The following is a 14,825-nucleotide window of genomic DNA, read 5'->3' as shown; positions in this document are numbered from 1 at the left end:
GAACAATTGGACTAGCCCACGGTTGCGGCCGGTTTGTTCTGTCGAGTTGAGACGGAAGGCTGCTTGGTCCCAGCATTGCTCGGAGAAGCATCTGCTCCCGCCCGGAAAATTCACTATTGGATTGGCAGCAGTCACTGCATCATCATTGATGCAGACAAGGATATGGGACGGTGTCCGCTTACGAGCCGAACCCGATGCCACCTCTTGCGGCAATAAAAAAGGCCCTGGGCCCTCTTAGGGGCGCCGAGCCTCATTGCTCACCGATGACCTGCGTCTTTGCTAGGTTGAGAGAAGTATTGAACGCGTCACTTCTCTTGTCAAGAGCGACGCGCTCGGTCCGAAGCACAAAATCAAATTCTCATGCACCAAGTGTCCCTCCCCCGATCAGAGGGAGGGACAAGCGTCATCAATTCGCGCAAGGCTCGCTGCGCGCCGGCCACGGCTTGTTCGCTTCCGTATAGGACTTCGACGCGGCGAGAAGCATCGGGTTCACCACATCCGACATCGGATCGAACCAGTCGGAGGCCTTCTCCCATTTCTCGCCGGTCCAGCGCTGGACATACATCTTGTGATGGCCCGAGTGATTGTCGCAGGTCACCTTCACCGGCGCGATATATCCCTTGGCGCCGATCGCATCGATGCGGGCATCGTCGATATTCAGGTTTTCGATGCCGACGCGCATGTCTTCCGGCGTGATGACCTTCTTGCCGGTCTTCTCCTGCGCGGCCTTGATCGCTTCGGCGATATAGAGCGAGTTGACGACACCACGATTGTAGAGATTTTCGCCGAATTTGGCGGGGTCGACCTTGCTCTTGCCCGCATCGACGACGAATTTCTTGATATCCTGCATCACCGGGAAATCGGTGCCCACGGCATGGAAATTGAGCGTCGTGTATCCCTTCGCCTGGGCGCCGCCGCCCCGCGCATCATCCTCGCCGCCCGACCACCAGATGCCGATGAACTTGTCCATCGGAAAACGGATCTTGGTCGCCTCCTTGACGGCCGTCGGATTCATCGCTCCCCAGCCCCACATCACCATATAGTCGGGCTTGTCGCGGCGTATGTTCAGCCATTGCGACGACTGGTTCTGCATCTCCTTGCCGGGCACCGGATATTTGAGCAGCGTGTAACCATATTTCGCGGCGAATTGCTCGAAGAGCGGTATCGGCTCCTTGCCATAGCCGGCATCGAGATAGATGAAGCCGATCTTCTTGCCCTTGAGCTTCTCCAGCCCGCCTTCCTGTCCGGCAATATATTCGATGACGCCGGAGGCGCCATCCCAATAGGTCAGCGGCGGATTGAACACCCAGGGAAACGCCTTGCCGTCGGCGGACGCGGAGAGACCATAGGCCATGGACAGGATCGGCATCTTGTCGACCGAGGCTTTGGGGATCACCGCCAAAGTGATGCCCGTCGAATAGGGATTGAAGACGAGGGACTTCTTCGCCTTCGCCTGCTCATAGCATTCGACACCCTTCTGTGTGTCGTAGCCGGTTTCACATTCCTCAAAGACGATCTTCACGCCATTGACGCCACCATCGCGCTCATTGAGCATGGTGAGATAGTCCGCCATGCCATTGGCGATCGGAATCCCGGAGCCCGCATAAGGCCCCGTGCGATAGGTCGACAGCTGCACATAAACCGTGTCCGCGGCCGCGGCGGGTAGTGCCGCCGCGCAGGCCAGGATCGCTCCTGCAATCAGTGCCTTGAGTCTCATCTTCACCTCCCATAACGGGCCAATGGGCCTCATATTGAACTTCAATCGCCGTCACGCATAGGGGAACGGCCAGACGCGCAATTTCTCCTTTGCCACCTGCCACAGCCGCGCCAGGCCATGCGGTTCCCAGATCAGGAACAGGATGATCAAGACACCGACGATCATCGAGGTCAAATGAACGATGTTCTCCGCCCCCACATCGATGCCGAGCATGGGCAGCACGTTGCGCAGGAAGATCGGCAGGATCCACAGGAAAGCGGCGCCGAAATAGCAGCCGATGAGGCTGCCGAGCCCGCCGATGATCGCCATGAACAGGATCTGGAAAGAGAGGGTGATCGAGAAGGCCGCGGGCTCGACCGAGCCCAGATAGAAGAAAACGAACATCGCGCCCGCCACCCCGCAAATATAGGACGAGACCGCGAAGGCCGAGAGCTTGGCGACGAGCGGGCGGATGCCCATGAGCTCGGCGGCGATATCCATGTCGCGGATCATCATCCAGGAGCGGCCGATCCGGCCGCGCACCAGGTTCTTGACCAGCACGGTCACCCCCAGGACGATGGCGAGCACGGTGAGATAACGCGTGACCGGGCTCGCATTAGGGCCGGTCAGCACCAGGCCGAACATGCGGCGCTCGGGTGAATCGATGGCACCCGAGACATTGTAGTTATAGAGCCAGCCGATGCGGATGAAGCACCATTCGAGGAAGAACTGGGCGGCAAGCGTGGCAACCGCGAGATAAAGTCCCTTGATGCGCAAGGAGGGCAGGCCGAAGACAAGGCCGACCGCCGCCGCGCAGAAGCCCGACAACAGGATGAGGAGGATGATGTTCGCATCCGGAAAGGACGTGGTGAGCTTGTAGCAGGCATAGGCCCCTGCCCCCATGAAGCCGCCGGTGCCGAGAGACAATTGCCCGGCATAGCCCGTCAGCACATTGAGGCCGATGGTGGCGAGCGCCAGGATGAGGAAGGGGATGAGGATCGCTTCCAGGACGAAATTGCTGGCGATGAAGGGAATGATCAGGGCGGCGAGGACCAGGATTGAGGCCATGCCGATACGGTCCTGGGCGAGCGGGAAGACGGCCTGGTCCGCCTCATAGCTCGATTTGTACTGGCCGGCCTCGCGATAGAACATCCTACACCCGCTCGATGAACCTTTCGCCGAAGAGACCTTGCGGCCGGAACAAGAGGAAGATCAGCGCGATCATATAGGCGAGCCAGGATTCGATGCCGCCGCCGAGCAGCGGCCCCCAATAGATCTCGCCCAGTTTCTCGCCGATGCCGATGATGAGCCCGCCGACAATGGCGCCCGGCACCGAGGTGAAGCCGCCGAGGATCAGGACCGGCAAAGCGCGGAGCGCAATGATCTCGAGCGCGAAGGAGACATCGGAACGGGCACCCCACATGATGCCCGTCGCCAGCGCCACGATCCCTGCCGCAAACCACACGATGGCCCAGATCTGGTTGAGCGAGATGCCGACGGAAAGGGCCGCCTGGTGGTCATCGGCGACGGCGCGCAGGGCGCGGCCGATGCGGGTGCGGCTGAAGAACAGGCCGAGTGCCGCTACCATGACGAGCGCGATCACGGCGGCGGCGATATCGATATGCTGGAGGATCACCACGCCCTGCTCCCCAAACGGGATCTCGGTCGAGCCGGTGGGCAGGCCCAATTCCTCGGTGATCATCTGCTTGGGCTCGCCGCCGAACACGAACTCGCCGAGCCCGACCAGGAAATAAGTGAGCCCGATCGTCGCCATCAGCAGGATGATCTCGGGCTGGTTGACCAAGGGCCGCATGATGAGGCGCTCGACCGCGAGCGCCAGCACGCCCATGACGGCGATCGTCAGAATGAGCGCCAGGATGGCGGGTACGCCCTTCTGATAGAGGCCGACCAGCGTCAAAGCCGCGAACACCACCATGATGCCTTGCGCGAAATTGAAGACACCCGAGGCCTTGAAGATCAGGACGAAGCCCAGAGCGATGAGCGCATAAAGTATGCCGGAGACGAAGCCCTCCCACAGGACCTGGGCCAGGAAATCGGGCGCCCCGGCCATCTGCACGAAAGGCGCCACGAAGATCTGGTTCAGGGGGTCCATCGCTCGGCCTCCTCATGAGCGACGCCCAGATAGGCGTCGATCACATCCTGGTTGGACTTCACCTCCTTGGGCGTGCCGTCGGCGATCTTGCGGCCGTAATCGAGGACCACCACCCGGTCGGAGAGGTCCATGACTACACCCATATCATGCTCGATGAGGGCGATGGTGGTGCCGAACTCGCTGTTCACATCGAGGATGAAGCGGCTCATATCCTCCTTCTCCTCGAGATTCATGCCGGCCATCGGCTCATCGAGCAGGAGCAGCTCAGGCTCCATAGCCAGCGCCCGGCCGAGCTCGACCCGCTTCTGCAGGCCGTAGGACAGCTTGCCCGCCGGAATGCGCCTGATGTGCTGGATCTCGAGGAAGTCGATGATCTCCTCGACCTTCTTCCGGTGCGCGATCTCCTCGCGGCGCGCCGGCCCCAGATAAAGGAGCTGCCACAGGAAGTTCTCATGCATCTTGAGGGAGCGGCCCGACATGATGTTGTCGAGGGTCGACATGCCGCGGAACAGCGCCACATTCTGGAAGGTGCGGGCGATGCCTGACCGCGCCGCCTCGGAGGGGCGCATCCGGCGGCGCACCTTGCCCTTGAAGGTGATCGTGCCCTTCTGCGGGTGGTAGAAGCCGTTGATGACATTGAGCATCGAGGTCTTGCCGGCGCCGTTCGGCCCGATGATGGCGCGGATCTCGCCTTTGCGGATGTCGAAGGAAATATCGGTGACGGCCTTCACCCCGCCGAAGGCGAGCGAGACATTCTCGACATTGAGCATGATCTCTTGCGAGACGGCGCGCGTCATGCCGCCTGCTCCAGGCCGGGTCCGGCCTCGACCGCGACATCGCGGATCACGATATCGCCGGCGATTCGCCCCTTGCGGCCGTCCTCGAAGGTGACCTCGACATCGAGATGGGCCTTGGGCGATCCGTCATAGAGCGCCTTGACCAGCGCCGCATAGCGCTCGGTGATGAGGGAGCGCCTGACCTTCTGGGTGCGGGTGAGCTCGCCGTCATCGGCATCGAGCTCCTTGGGCAGGATGAGGAAGCGCGCGATCTGGGCGCCCCGCATTTGGGGCTCCAGAGCGAGCGCCCGGTTCACCTCCTCGACATGGTCCGCGATCATGTCATAGACGCGCGGGTCGGCGGCGAGCTCCTGATAGGAAGCGTGGGTCACATCATTGCGCTCGGCCCAGTTGCCGACCGCCACGGGGTCGATATTGATGAAGCAGGCGACGCTGTCATGCCGATCGCCGAAGGCGACCGCCTCCTTGATGTTCGGATAGAATTTGAGCTTGTTCTCGATATATTTGGGCGGAAACAGGCCGCCGTGATTGAGCCTTCCGACATCCTTGGCGCGGTCGATGATCTTGAGATGGCCTTGCGCATCGAAGAAGCCGACATCGCCGGTGCGGACATAGCCGTCCTTCGTCTTGACCTCCGCGGTGCGCTCCGGATCCTTGTAATAGCCGAGGAAGACGCCCGGACTTCTGAACTCGACCTCGCCCGAGGGACTGAGACGGATATCGACGGAAGGTGCGGGCTTGCCGACCGTGTCGGGCTTGATCTCGCCATCCGGCTGCAAGGTGACATAGACCGAGGCTTCGGTCTGGCCATAGAGCTGCTTAAGATTGACGCCGATCGAGCGATAGAAGCTGAAGATCTCGGCCCCGATGGCCTCGCCCGCCGTATAGCCGACCTTCACTTTCGAGAGGCCATAGCGGTTGCGCAAGGGCGCATAGACCAGGAGATTGCCCAAAGCGTAATGCAATCTTGCCCAGAGCGGCACCTTCTCATCGCTCAGGATCCTGTCGCCCCATTGGCGCGCCACGTTGAGGAAATGGTCGAACATCCAGCGCTTCACGTGGCCCGCATCCTCCATGCGCACCATGGTGAGGGTGAGCAGGTTCTCGAAGACGCGCGGCGGGGCAAAGACATAAGTCGGCCCGATCTCGCGCCGGTCCTGGACGATCGTCTCTGGCTTCTCGGGACAGCTCACGCAATAGCCGGCGAGGATCGCCTGGCCGTAGGAGAAGACGTGATCGCCGACCCAGGCCATGGGCAAATAGGCGATGATATCGTCCTTGTCGGTGAGGCCGTCGAAAGCGATGCCGATGCGGGCGCTCGCCAGGAGATTGTCGTAAGTGAGCATCACCCCCTTGGGCCGTCCGGTCGTGCCCGAAGTATAGAGAATGACGGCGATGTCGCTGCCTTTGCCCCGGGCGATGGCCGCATCGAGCTGGCTTGCGGCTTTCGGATCGCGGAGCGTTTCGCGTCCCTTGCCGATGATGCCCGCCAGCGCGTGGAGCTTCGTGTGATCGTAGTCGCGAAGCCCGCGCTTCTCGTCATAGAGGATGGCTTTGAGCGCCGGCAGCCGGCTTGCGACCCCAATAATCTTGTCGACCTGCTCCTGATCCTCGACCGCGGCGAAGCGGATCTCGGCATGCTCGAGCACGAAGGCCATCTCGTCGGCGACGGCATCGGCATAGATCGGCACCGGCACTGCGCCCAGGCATTGGGCGGCCGCGATCGTCCAGTAGAGATAAGGCCGGTTGGAGCCGATGATCGCGATCCTGTCGCCTGGCTCGGCACCGAGCCCGGCGAGACCTTGCGCCAAGGCGCGAACGATCTCATGCGCTTGCGCCCAGCTCCAGGATTGCCAGATGCCGAAATCCTTGTGGCGCATCGCGGCGCGCCCGCCGCGCGTCCGGGCGTTGAACTGAAAAAGCTTGGGGAATGTATCGTCAGGTGCCTGATCGCGCTCAGACAAGCCCTTCCCTCCCGATGTCGTGGGACTCACCCCGCGTCTCTTACGGACGCTGCCAGGATGCAATCGTGCTGCTTTTTGCTGTGGCGTCAATCCCCGGAACGATAGACTTTAGAAGGAGGCTCAAAATAATGCCGCCCGGGATGACGGGTCCGGGCGGCACGCGCTTGTGGCGGGATCGGGACCGACGCGGTCCCCTTGGGAAGCGGTGAAGTGTTACTTCTGGGGCCGCGTGGGTGGCCTGCGATGGCGCAGACGGAGCGCAAGCAACTCGTCCCGCTTGCGCTTGGTTTCGGCCTTCACCGCACCAAGAAGAACTTCCTCATAATCGTACTCGAACCACTCCTCGAAGACAGGCATGACATTCACTCACTGACAAAAAAGACCGTTGCCGCAGCAAAACGGTAGCATCCCGGAGGCCTAAAACCAGCCCCGAAAAACGCGACAAAATGGGCCGAAAAACCTGCGAATTTCGTGCATTTTGATAGGAAAATCGGCGGCCAATCCGGCATGAAAACGGGCCTTGACATGGCAAATCCGCCAAACGCGGCGGCCCGCCGGAGCCGTCAATTCCTAGCTAGGAATATCCTTACTCAGATAACGGACGGTCTTGCCAGAACCGGCCAAAAGCTGCCGGCCGACCTCGGCAAAGCCCAGGGCGGCGTGGAAGGCGTCGGAACCTGGGTTCGGGGGGTCGATATTGACCTCGCAGACCACCCTTTTATGGCCCCGGGCAGCCGCCTTTTCGAACAGATCCTCATAAAGCGCCCGGGCATAGCCTTTGCCCCGGGCATTTGGGCCGGTGATGATCCGGTCGACATAGACGAAGTCGGGATATTTCGCCTGGAACCAGGTGAAATTCGGGCTGTCATAGCGCGCCTGCTGATCGAAGACGATCAGGAAGGCGTCGACATCGCCGATGCGGGTGGCAAGGAAGGCCTCGTCCAGCATGGAAGCGAGACGCACCTCGTCGAGAACGGATGTCTCAACCGCATGGGCATTGTTGAGAGCGAGGATGCGCCAATGCTCGGCTGCGCCGATCGAATGGATCAGGGTCATGCGGAATGGATCTCTTTCAGTTCCTGGGCGGCACCTTTCTCGGCAAAGGCAACGATCACCAGGACGATGGTCGTGGCGAGGCTCAGGATGAGCGGCGAGACCAGGCTCGCGGCGGCGAAGATGATGGCCATGGCGATGAGGGCCAGGAGTTGGACCTTCGGCAGGCGTCCGGTGACGGCGCAGCGGAAGAGCAGCGTGCCGATGAGATAGAGCGCCGGCCCGCCCACGATTGCCGAGGCCGTCTTGAGATCGGCATGACCATCGGGATGGGCGAGCGTGAATTCATCGCCGACCGCGGTCACGATGATGCCGGCGACGATGAAGAGATGGATGTAGGTGTATGCGAGGCGCGCCAGCCGGCCCGGATCGCCGGATGAGGTGATGGTGAGCGTGCCGCGCTCGGCGCCGGCATTGAAATAGATCCACCACATGGCGACGCTTCCAAGGAAGGCCGACAGGAAAGCCAGCACCACCGGGAGGCTCCAGGCGAGTCCGCTGAAGGTGGCACCCGTCACCAGGATGGATTCACCCAGCGCGATGATGACGAAGAGGCCGCAGCGTTCCGCCATATGGCCGCCCTCGACATCCCAGTCGGCGGTGGTCGAGCGGCCGAGGCCCGGCGTCCAGAAGCCTTGCGACGGCCCCAGATATTCGATGACGAGCGCTGCCGCCCAGATCACCAAGCGGGCCTCGCCTTCCATGAAGCCGCCGGCGATCCAGAACACGCCCGAGACGCAGAGCCAGGCGAGGATGCGGCGGAAATTGAGGCTGAGCGCGGCATGGCCGCGAACGCCCCACAGCATGAAGAGCGTGCGGCCGACCTGGATCGACACATGGGCGAGTGCGAAGACGAGGCCCAATTGGGCGAAGGCCGAGGGGATGGCGGCCGACATGATGAGGCCCAGGGCCATGATGGCGAACAGCGCGAGGCGCACGGGCACGCGCTCGGGGTCGAGCCAATTGGTGACCCAGGAGGTGTAGATCCACACCCACCAGACCGCCATCATCAGGACCAGGGTCTCGACCGCGCCCAGAACGGAGAAATGCGCCAGCAGCGCATGCGAGAGCTGGGTTACCGCAAAGACGAAGACCAGGTCGAAGAACAATTCGACGAAAGTGACCCGCGCATGCTCATGGCCTTTGCGGGTACGCAGCAGATGTCTCAAGCTTTTCCCTTACTCCCTCATCCACTGCTCGCGCAGCTTCTCCCCGATCATGCAATCGACCCTGGGCGCAGCCTTGGCGTCGCTCGCCTTGACGAGCCCGGCGGGCCTTGCGGCGATCTCCAGCACCAGCTTGCGGCGGATCGCCGAAGCGAGCTTCTGGATGTCGGTCACCGGCACCAGGAAAGCACCGGTGCCGCCAATGACGCAATCCTCGTAATAGATATCGAGATTCTCGATCGAGGCAAAACCGCCGGGCCGCTTGATCATGATCGGCAGGCCGTTGATGGTTATCCCTGAGGCGATCAGCGGATCGCGGGCGATATTCACCGGCACCCCCATATTGTTGGGCCCGTCGCCCGAGACGTCGATGACACGGCGCTCGCCGGCAAGGCCGTTGCCCTCGAAGCTCGGTCCCACAAAGATCAAGCCGTTCGAGATCGACGTGCCATGTTCGTGCGACATGGGGGCGGCGGCAAGACGGTCGGCAAAGGCACGGGCCGAAGCCTCCCCATCGATGATCGTCCAGGGCATGAGCGTCGTCTGGAAGGCAGGCCCCGCCCATTCGACATAGCTCACTGCGATGCGGCCGCTCGGGCCCGAGGATATGGCCTCGATCACGTCCTTGTGGCGGAAGGCCGCCACATAGCCATTGCGCTGCAAGGTCTGCTCATCGATATCCATCGAGCGCGAGACGTCGACCGCCAGAACCAGCTCGAGATCGACTGGCGTGTCGGCCGCGACGGCAGCGAGCGAGGAGACCGCGACGGCGAAGGCCGCGCCAAGTAACCGAAATGCCGTCCTGCGCATGGCAAAGCCTCCGTGCCACGCCGTCCCGATGATCAGACTAGGCAAGGCAGTAGAGGCGTCAATCGCTGTGGCCCTACAACGCTTCACTTTTGGGTGCTCCATCCAATCTAGGACTAGGGATTGAGAACTCTTGCGAATCGCGCCCTCGGCGGGAGGCTAAGCAATCCGATGTTTTTCCACAGCCTCAAGAAGATTGTGGATTGCCAACGCCCGACGCACCAAATCTGGTAGGGCAACGCAAAATATGGTTGATTTTCTCCTTTTGTACTCCTACAACTAGGGAGTGTTTGATGCTGCTTGCGGTCCGTTCGGGACTGTAAATTTGGGTCTTGAGTTGACCGGGCAAGCTGGCATCGCCCCGAATGCGCAAGCAGGAAGGGTGCAGATCGTCGCGACCGCAGAGCTTCTGTTGTCGTGCCCTGTAAAGCATAGCCGCTCGACCGTCAGACTAAATGCCGGCGACATTCCCAGTAGGGTCCTTCAACCGGCAGATAGTCTTTCTACAACGGGCTGCGGCGTTGGCCTCGGCGCAGTTGACATTGCCAAAAACCTGATAGGGTCAAGGCTACGGAAATGCGGCGCGACCATATGAAAAACTCCTAACATGGGCGGCGGCTCTATGGCTGCTTGTCCAGGCTGCTATTGCTGCTTGTGGTCCGTTCGGGACTGTAAATTTGGGTCTTGAGTTGACCGGGCAAGCTGGCATCGCCCCGAATGCGCAAGCAGGAAGGGTGCAGATCGTCGCGACCGCAGAGCTTCTGTTGTCGTGCCCTGTAGTGAGCTAATGCGCAACGGTCGGGTGATTGTCGAAAATGAAGGTACCCGACAGACGCAATGGAACGGTGATTGCTTTATAAGTCACTTACCAGAATGAAAAGCTTGCAAGTGGCGTGGCATCACGTCCGAAAGAGCGCGCTTGCATCCAACAATCCAGACATCAAATCTGCCGCTCAAGAATTTGAAGAAAACTGTTCCACTAAACTACTAAGCATCCAAAGCAGATTGCTAAAGGGCACATACCAATTTCCTAGAGCGCAAGGAATCTTAAAGGACCGACACAAAAGAGAAGCGTCAGGTAAAGATCCTCGCCCGATCGTAATAGCCACTGTTGAAGCACGTGTGGTCCAACGAGCCATCTTGGATGTTCTCCAATCACCCGAGGACAGCCCCCTTCATATTCACCTTGGAAAGATTTGCGAAGTAAACTCTTCACCGTTCAGCGTTGGCGGAATTCCAAATGGTGGCGTTCCAGTAGGAATACAAAAAACGCTCACAGCTCTTCAAGATGGATATAGCTTCTTCTTCAAATCCGACATTGCCGGCTTCTTCACAAAGATCACACACGCGCCTGTCGCAGATTTTGTTCTGGAGCAAACTAAAGACCTGCGTCTCGCTCAGTTATTCACTAAAGCCCTCAACGTAGAGCTTGCTAACAAGGAACGCCTTGGAAGGTACTTTGATCTCTTTCCTCATGATGGCATAGGCGTAGCACAAGGATCTTCGCTATCTGCCTTCGCCGGGAATGTGCTGCTACACAACTTTGATAGACAGCTAAACACTCCTGCTACGAGGGCGTATCGCTATATTGACGACGTGATCATCTTCGGAAAGACGAACGAAGCTGTCGTCACGGCTAAAGCTGCTGCCAAAAATGCGCTGAAGCCTCTTGGAATGCACTTTTATGATCCATCCAAGAATCCGGACAAAGCAGATCAGGGCCATGTAAGAAAGGGCTTCGTCTTCTTGGGGTGTCGAATACATGACCAACGCGTAACGCCTGATCGCAATTCGATCGAGAGGGCGCTTAAGAAAGTCGACAACGAAATTTTTGCCGCTAAGGCTGTGATTGATCGGTTAATAACCAACAATGATGCGAGAAATTGTGAGTTTGCATTTATTCAATCTCTCGGGCGAATTGACAATAGCCTTAGGAGCTGGGGGAAATCATACTCGTTCACCACGGACAGATTACCCTTCAAGCAAATGGACGGGCAGATCGACGCAAAGCTTGAGCATTACAAGGCTTGGTTCGAGGCCAAATCCAAGAGCTTTACGGCACAACAAGTACGTCGAGCACTCGGGATATACTTGCTAACGGATACCAGCCTCGAAAGATTGCCTTCAGATTGACCAAACTACTGGATGCTCTGCGGTCTATTGAGGTAAAGTCATTTTCAGACGCGCATCTCCCCGCGTCAGGAAAGAGTTTCATCCCATGACCAGCGAAGATCAGGCGCGACGGTCGCGCATCGGCATCATCATTGCGGCCGCTTCCGCCTTGACGCTCGCCATCAATGATGTCGCCGTGCCCTTCGCCTATGGACAGGGTTTCAGCGCCCCAACCGTCGTCTTCTTCCGTTTTGTCTTCCTGTTGGTGAGCCTCGCGGCGCTGCTGCCGCTGGTCGGCTTGAGCTACCGGCTGCCCAGAGACCATGCGCTCCATGCCCTGGGCTCAGGCATAGCCGCAGGGATAGCGACACTGGGCCTCCTCGGCGCCTTCGCCTATATCCCGGTAAGCCTCGCCCTCATCATCCTCTATACTTTCCCCATCCTCACCGCCCTTTTCGAAAGCGCTCATGCGCGACGGCTTCCGAGCCTGGTCGAGTTCCTCTGCCTCATCGTGGCGCTCGCCGGCATCAGCATCGTCATCGGTCTCAATGAGGTGACACTCTCCTCGCTCGGGCTGCTGTTCGGCGCCATTTCGGCCCTGGGCTATGGCGCCTCGATCTTCTGGAACAGCATCAAGCTCAGAAACGCCGACGGCACCGTCGTCTCCTACTACATGGCGATATCCGGCGTCGCGACCACTGCCCTCTTTCTCCTTGCCACGGGAACCTTCGCCGTGACGCAAGCGGGCTTCAGCGGCTGGCTGCCGCTCCTGGTGACATGCTTCTTCTTCACCGTCTCCTTCATCGGCATGTTCAAGGCGGTGCAATGGGCCGGCGGGGCGCCGACCGCGATGCTGCTCAATCTCGAGCCGGTCTTCGTGATGTTCCTGGCCGCCCTGCTGCTCGGCGAGGAGCTGAGCCTGCCGCGCCTCCTCGGCAGCGCGATGGTCATCGGCGCGGTCGCGGTGTCGGAGGCCTGGCGCAACCGCAAGGCCGTCGCGATCGAGGCCGCCGGCTGAATTCTAGTCGATGCGCCGCTGACTCTCCGTATCGAAGAGATGCAGGGCCTTGCGATCGAGCATGACCGGCAGGCGCTCGCCGACGCGAATGGCGGCCGTGCCCGGAAGCCTGACGACGAAGTCACCCCTCTTTTCGGTGCCGGCGATCCGGCAATGCGCCAGCGCATCGGCGCCCAATGTCTCGACGGCGGCCACGGTCAGCACCAGATCGGCCTGGTCCTCACGGCTGACCGCGACATGCTCGGGCCGGATGCCGAACAATACCGGCCTGCCGGCCGGCAGCTCCCTGTGACCGAGATCGATCCTCGCCCCTTCGATCGTGACGCTTCCACCGTCCTCGCCGGCCTCAGCCTTGAGGATATTCATGGGCGGCGAGCCGATGAAACCGGCGACGAAGACGCTGGCAGGCCTAAGATAGACATTCATCGGCGTATCGATCTGCTCGGCAATGCCGGCATTCATGACGACGAGGCGGTCGGCCAGTGTCATGGCCTCGACCTGGTCATGGGTGACATAGAGCGAGGTCGTGCCGACGGCACGCTGCAGGGCCTTGATCTCGAGGCGCATCTGCACGCGCAATTTGGCATCGAGATTGGACAGTGGCTCGTCGAACAGGAAGGCCGCCGGATCTCGCACCAAAGCGCGCCCCATGGCGACGCGCTGCCTTTGGCCGCCCGACAGGGCCCGGGGCTTGCGGTCGAGGAAGCTGCTGAGCTCCAGCATGCTCGCCGCTTTGCCGACCCGCTCGGCGATCTCGGCCTTGCTCTTGCCGGCGATCTTGAGCCCGTAGGCCATGTTGTCGAAGACGCTCATATGCGGATAGAGCGCGTAGTTCTGGAACACCATGGCGATATCGCGCTCGCGCGGCTCGAGCTTGTTGACGACGCGCCCGGCGATCTCGATCGTGCCTTCAGTGATCTCCTCGAGGCCCGCCACCATGCGCAAGAGCGTGGACTTACCGCAGCCCGACGGACCGACGATGACGATGAATTCGCCGTCGGCAATGGCGAGCGAAATGCCGTGGATGACCGGGCTCTTGCCGTAGCTCTTCCTCACGTCCTTCAATGCGATCGTGGCCATGCTCTACTTCTCGCTCTCGACCAGGCCCTTGACGAACCAGCGCTGCATCAACACCACCACCAGGATAGGGGGCAGGATCGCCAGGATGCAGGTGACCATCACCAGATGCCATTGCGTGTCGGCATCGGCGAAGGAGATCATCTTGCGCAGCGCAATGACGATGGTGTTCATGGAGTTGGAATTGGTCATCAGCAGCGGCCAGAGATATTGCGTCCAGCCATAGATGAAGAGAATGACGAAGAGGGCCGCAATGTTGGTGGCCGACAGCGGCAGCAGGATATCCTTGAAGAAGCGCCAGGGCCCGGCGCCGTCGATGCGCGCCGCCTCCAGGAGCTCATTGGGAATGGTCATGAAGAACTGCCGGAACAGCAAGGTCGCGGTCGCCGACGCGATGAGCGGCACGATGAGCCCGGCATAGGTGTCGATGAGATGGAGGTCGACCATCACCTTGTAGGTGGGGAGGATCCGGACCTCGACCGGCAGCATCAGGGTGATGAAGATGATCCAGAAGAACGCCATGCGCAGCGGAAAGCGGAAGAACACGATGGCATAGGACGACATGATGGAGATGACGATTTTGCCGATGGCGATGCCGAGCGCCACGATGGTGGTGTTGAGGAGCAGCGTGCCGACGCCGACACCGCCGATGCGGCCGACGCCGCCGAACAGAGCCTCGCCGTAATTGGCGACGAACCGGTCGCCGGGCAGAAGCGGCAAAGGCGGCCGCAAGATGGTCTCGAGCGGATGCGTCGAGGCGACAAAGACGTAATAGATCGGAAATGCCACAACGATCAAGCCGAGGATCAGCCACAAATGCGCGACGAGGCGGCTGCGCAACGAGGCGATCATGGCGACATCCTTTTTGCCCTCGCCCCGCGCGAGCGGGGAGAGGGAGGGCCCCATTGCGAAGCAATGGGAGGGTGAGGGGCACTTGTCAGCCAGTGGCCCCTCACCCTTCCCGACGCTTCGCGTCGGGCCCCTTCCCTCTCCCCGCTGCGCTTCGCTTGCGGGGCGAGGGT

Annotated in this window: 13 protein-coding genes; 2 read left to right on the top strand and 11 right to left on the bottom strand. The window is 60.6% G+C overall.

Annotated features, from left to right (window positions below):
• Positions 1-406: 406 nt before the first annotated feature.
• The 9 genes from DS839_RS33205 to DS839_RS33170 form a co-directional block, all read right to left on the bottom strand.
• Positions 407-1,717, bottom strand: coding sequence for an ABC transporter substrate-binding protein (locus DS839_RS33205; RefSeq protein ID WP_119274845.1), 1,311 nt, complete (start codon positions 1,715-1,717; stop codon positions 407-409).
• Positions 1,718-1,768: 51 nt separating this feature from the next.
• Positions 1,769-2,848: a branched-chain amino acid ABC transporter permease gene (locus tag DS839_RS33200; protein ID WP_119274844.1), complete on the bottom strand. Its 1,080-nt coding sequence runs from the start codon at positions 2,846-2,848 to the stop codon at positions 1,769-1,771.
• Between the two features lies 1 nt (position 2,849).
• Positions 2,850-3,809: a branched-chain amino acid ABC transporter permease gene (locus DS839_RS33195; RefSeq protein ID WP_119274843.1), complete on the bottom strand. Its 960-nt coding sequence runs from the start codon at positions 3,807-3,809 to the stop codon at positions 2,850-2,852.
• Positions 3,797-4,606, bottom strand: a complete 810-nt coding sequence (locus DS839_RS33190; protein ID WP_119274842.1) for an ABC transporter ATP-binding protein — start codon at positions 4,604-4,606, stop codon at positions 3,797-3,799. The genes DS839_RS33195 and DS839_RS33190 overlap by 13 nt, the downstream gene beginning before the upstream one ends.
• On the bottom strand, positions 4,603-6,570 hold the full coding sequence (locus tag DS839_RS33185; protein WP_368912065.1) for an AMP-dependent synthetase/ligase: 1,968 nt from the start codon (positions 6,568-6,570) through the stop codon (positions 4,603-4,605). The genes DS839_RS33190 and DS839_RS33185 overlap by 4 nt, the downstream gene beginning before the upstream one ends.
• Before the next feature lie 213 nt (positions 6,571-6,783).
• Positions 6,784-6,927 carry a hypothetical protein gene (locus tag DS839_RS36750; RefSeq protein ID WP_162918968.1) on the bottom strand — a complete coding sequence of 48 codons (144 nt, stop codon included), beginning with the start codon at positions 6,925-6,927 and terminating at the stop codon, positions 6,784-6,786.
• A gap of 213 nt (positions 6,928-7,140) precedes the next feature.
• Positions 7,141-7,626, bottom strand: a complete 486-nt coding sequence (locus DS839_RS33180) for a GNAT family N-acetyltransferase (RefSeq protein WP_119274841.1) — start codon at positions 7,624-7,626, stop codon at positions 7,141-7,143.
• Positions 7,623-8,792: a low temperature requirement protein A gene (locus DS839_RS33175; protein ID WP_368912064.1), complete on the bottom strand. Its 1,170-nt coding sequence runs from the start codon at positions 8,790-8,792 to the stop codon at positions 7,623-7,625. The genes DS839_RS33180 and DS839_RS33175 overlap by 4 nt, the downstream gene beginning before the upstream one ends.
• Positions 8,793-8,801: 9 nt before the next feature.
• A complete protein-coding gene (locus DS839_RS33170) occupies positions 8,802-9,599 on the bottom strand; it encodes a DUF1194 domain-containing protein (protein WP_119274840.1) in 798 nt (265 codons plus the stop codon).
• Between the two features lie 846 nt (positions 9,600-10,445).
• On the opposite strand from DS839_RS33170, the gene DS839_RS33165 reads away from it, so the two are divergent.
• Both DS839_RS33165 and DS839_RS33160 read left to right on the top strand, forming a co-directional pair.
• Positions 10,446-11,729 carry a reverse transcriptase domain-containing protein gene (locus DS839_RS33165; RefSeq protein WP_162918967.1) on the top strand — a complete coding sequence of 428 codons (1,284 nt, stop codon included), beginning with the start codon at positions 10,446-10,448 and terminating at the stop codon, positions 11,727-11,729.
• Between the two features lie 85 nt (positions 11,730-11,814).
• Positions 11,815-12,726 carry a DMT family transporter gene (locus tag DS839_RS33160; protein WP_119274838.1) on the top strand — a complete coding sequence of 304 codons (912 nt, stop codon included), beginning with the start codon at positions 11,815-11,817 and terminating at the stop codon, positions 12,724-12,726.
• A 3-nt stretch (positions 12,727-12,729) separates the two neighbouring features.
• Here the strand turns inward: DS839_RS33160 and DS839_RS33155 are convergent, their stop codons facing one another.
• Both DS839_RS33155 and ugpE read right to left on the bottom strand, forming a co-directional pair.
• Positions 12,730-13,806 carry a sn-glycerol-3-phosphate import ATP-binding protein UgpC gene (locus DS839_RS33155; protein WP_119274837.1) on the bottom strand — a complete coding sequence of 359 codons (1,077 nt, stop codon included), beginning with the start codon at positions 13,804-13,806 and terminating at the stop codon, positions 12,730-12,732.
• Positions 13,807-13,809: 3 nt separating this feature from the next.
• Positions 13,810-14,655 carry a sn-glycerol-3-phosphate ABC transporter permease UgpE gene (gene ugpE, locus DS839_RS33150; protein WP_119274893.1) on the bottom strand — a complete coding sequence of 282 codons (846 nt, stop codon included), beginning with the start codon at positions 14,653-14,655 and terminating at the stop codon, positions 13,810-13,812.
• Positions 14,656-14,825 lie beyond the last annotated feature (170 nt).

This window comes from Taklimakanibacter deserti (assembly GCA_003574785.1).
This window is presented reverse-complemented; position numbering and strand designations above follow the sequence as displayed.

Excerpts from the sequence above, each read along its gene's own strand:
- DS839_RS33205 (WP_119274845.1), bottom strand. The coding sequence starts at position 1,717 with ATGAGACTCAAGGCACTGATTGCAGGAGCGATCCTGGCCTGCGCGGCG.
- DS839_RS33200 (WP_119274844.1), bottom strand. The coding sequence starts at position 2,848 with ATGTTCTATCGCGAGGCCGGCCAGTACAAATCGAGCTATGAGGCGGAC.
- DS839_RS33195 (WP_119274843.1), bottom strand. The coding sequence starts at position 3,809 with ATGGACCCCCTGAACCAGATCTTCGTGGCGCCTTTCGTGCAGATGGCC.
- DS839_RS33190 (WP_119274842.1), bottom strand. The coding sequence starts at position 4,606 with ATGACGCGCGCCGTCTCGCAAGAGATCATGCTCAATGTCGAGAATGTC.
- DS839_RS36750 (WP_162918968.1), bottom strand. The coding sequence starts at position 6,927 with ATGCCTGTCTTCGAGGAGTGGTTCGAGTACGATTATGAGGAAGTTCTT.
- DS839_RS33180 (WP_119274841.1), bottom strand. The coding sequence starts at position 7,626 with ATGACCCTGATCCATTCGATCGGCGCAGCCGAGCATTGGCGCATCCTC.
- DS839_RS33170 (WP_119274840.1), bottom strand. The coding sequence starts at position 9,599 with ATGCGCAGGACGGCATTTCGGTTACTTGGCGCGGCCTTCGCCGTCGCG.
- DS839_RS33160 (WP_119274838.1), top strand. The coding sequence starts at position 11,815 with ATGACCAGCGAAGATCAGGCGCGACGGTCGCGCATCGGCATCATCATT.
- DS839_RS33155 (WP_119274837.1), bottom strand. The coding sequence starts at position 13,806 with ATGGCCACGATCGCATTGAAGGACGTGAGGAAGAGCTACGGCAAGAGC.
- ugpE (WP_119274893.1), bottom strand. The coding sequence starts at position 14,655 with ATGATCGCCTCGTTGCGCAGCCGCCTCGTCGCGCATTTGTGGCTGATC.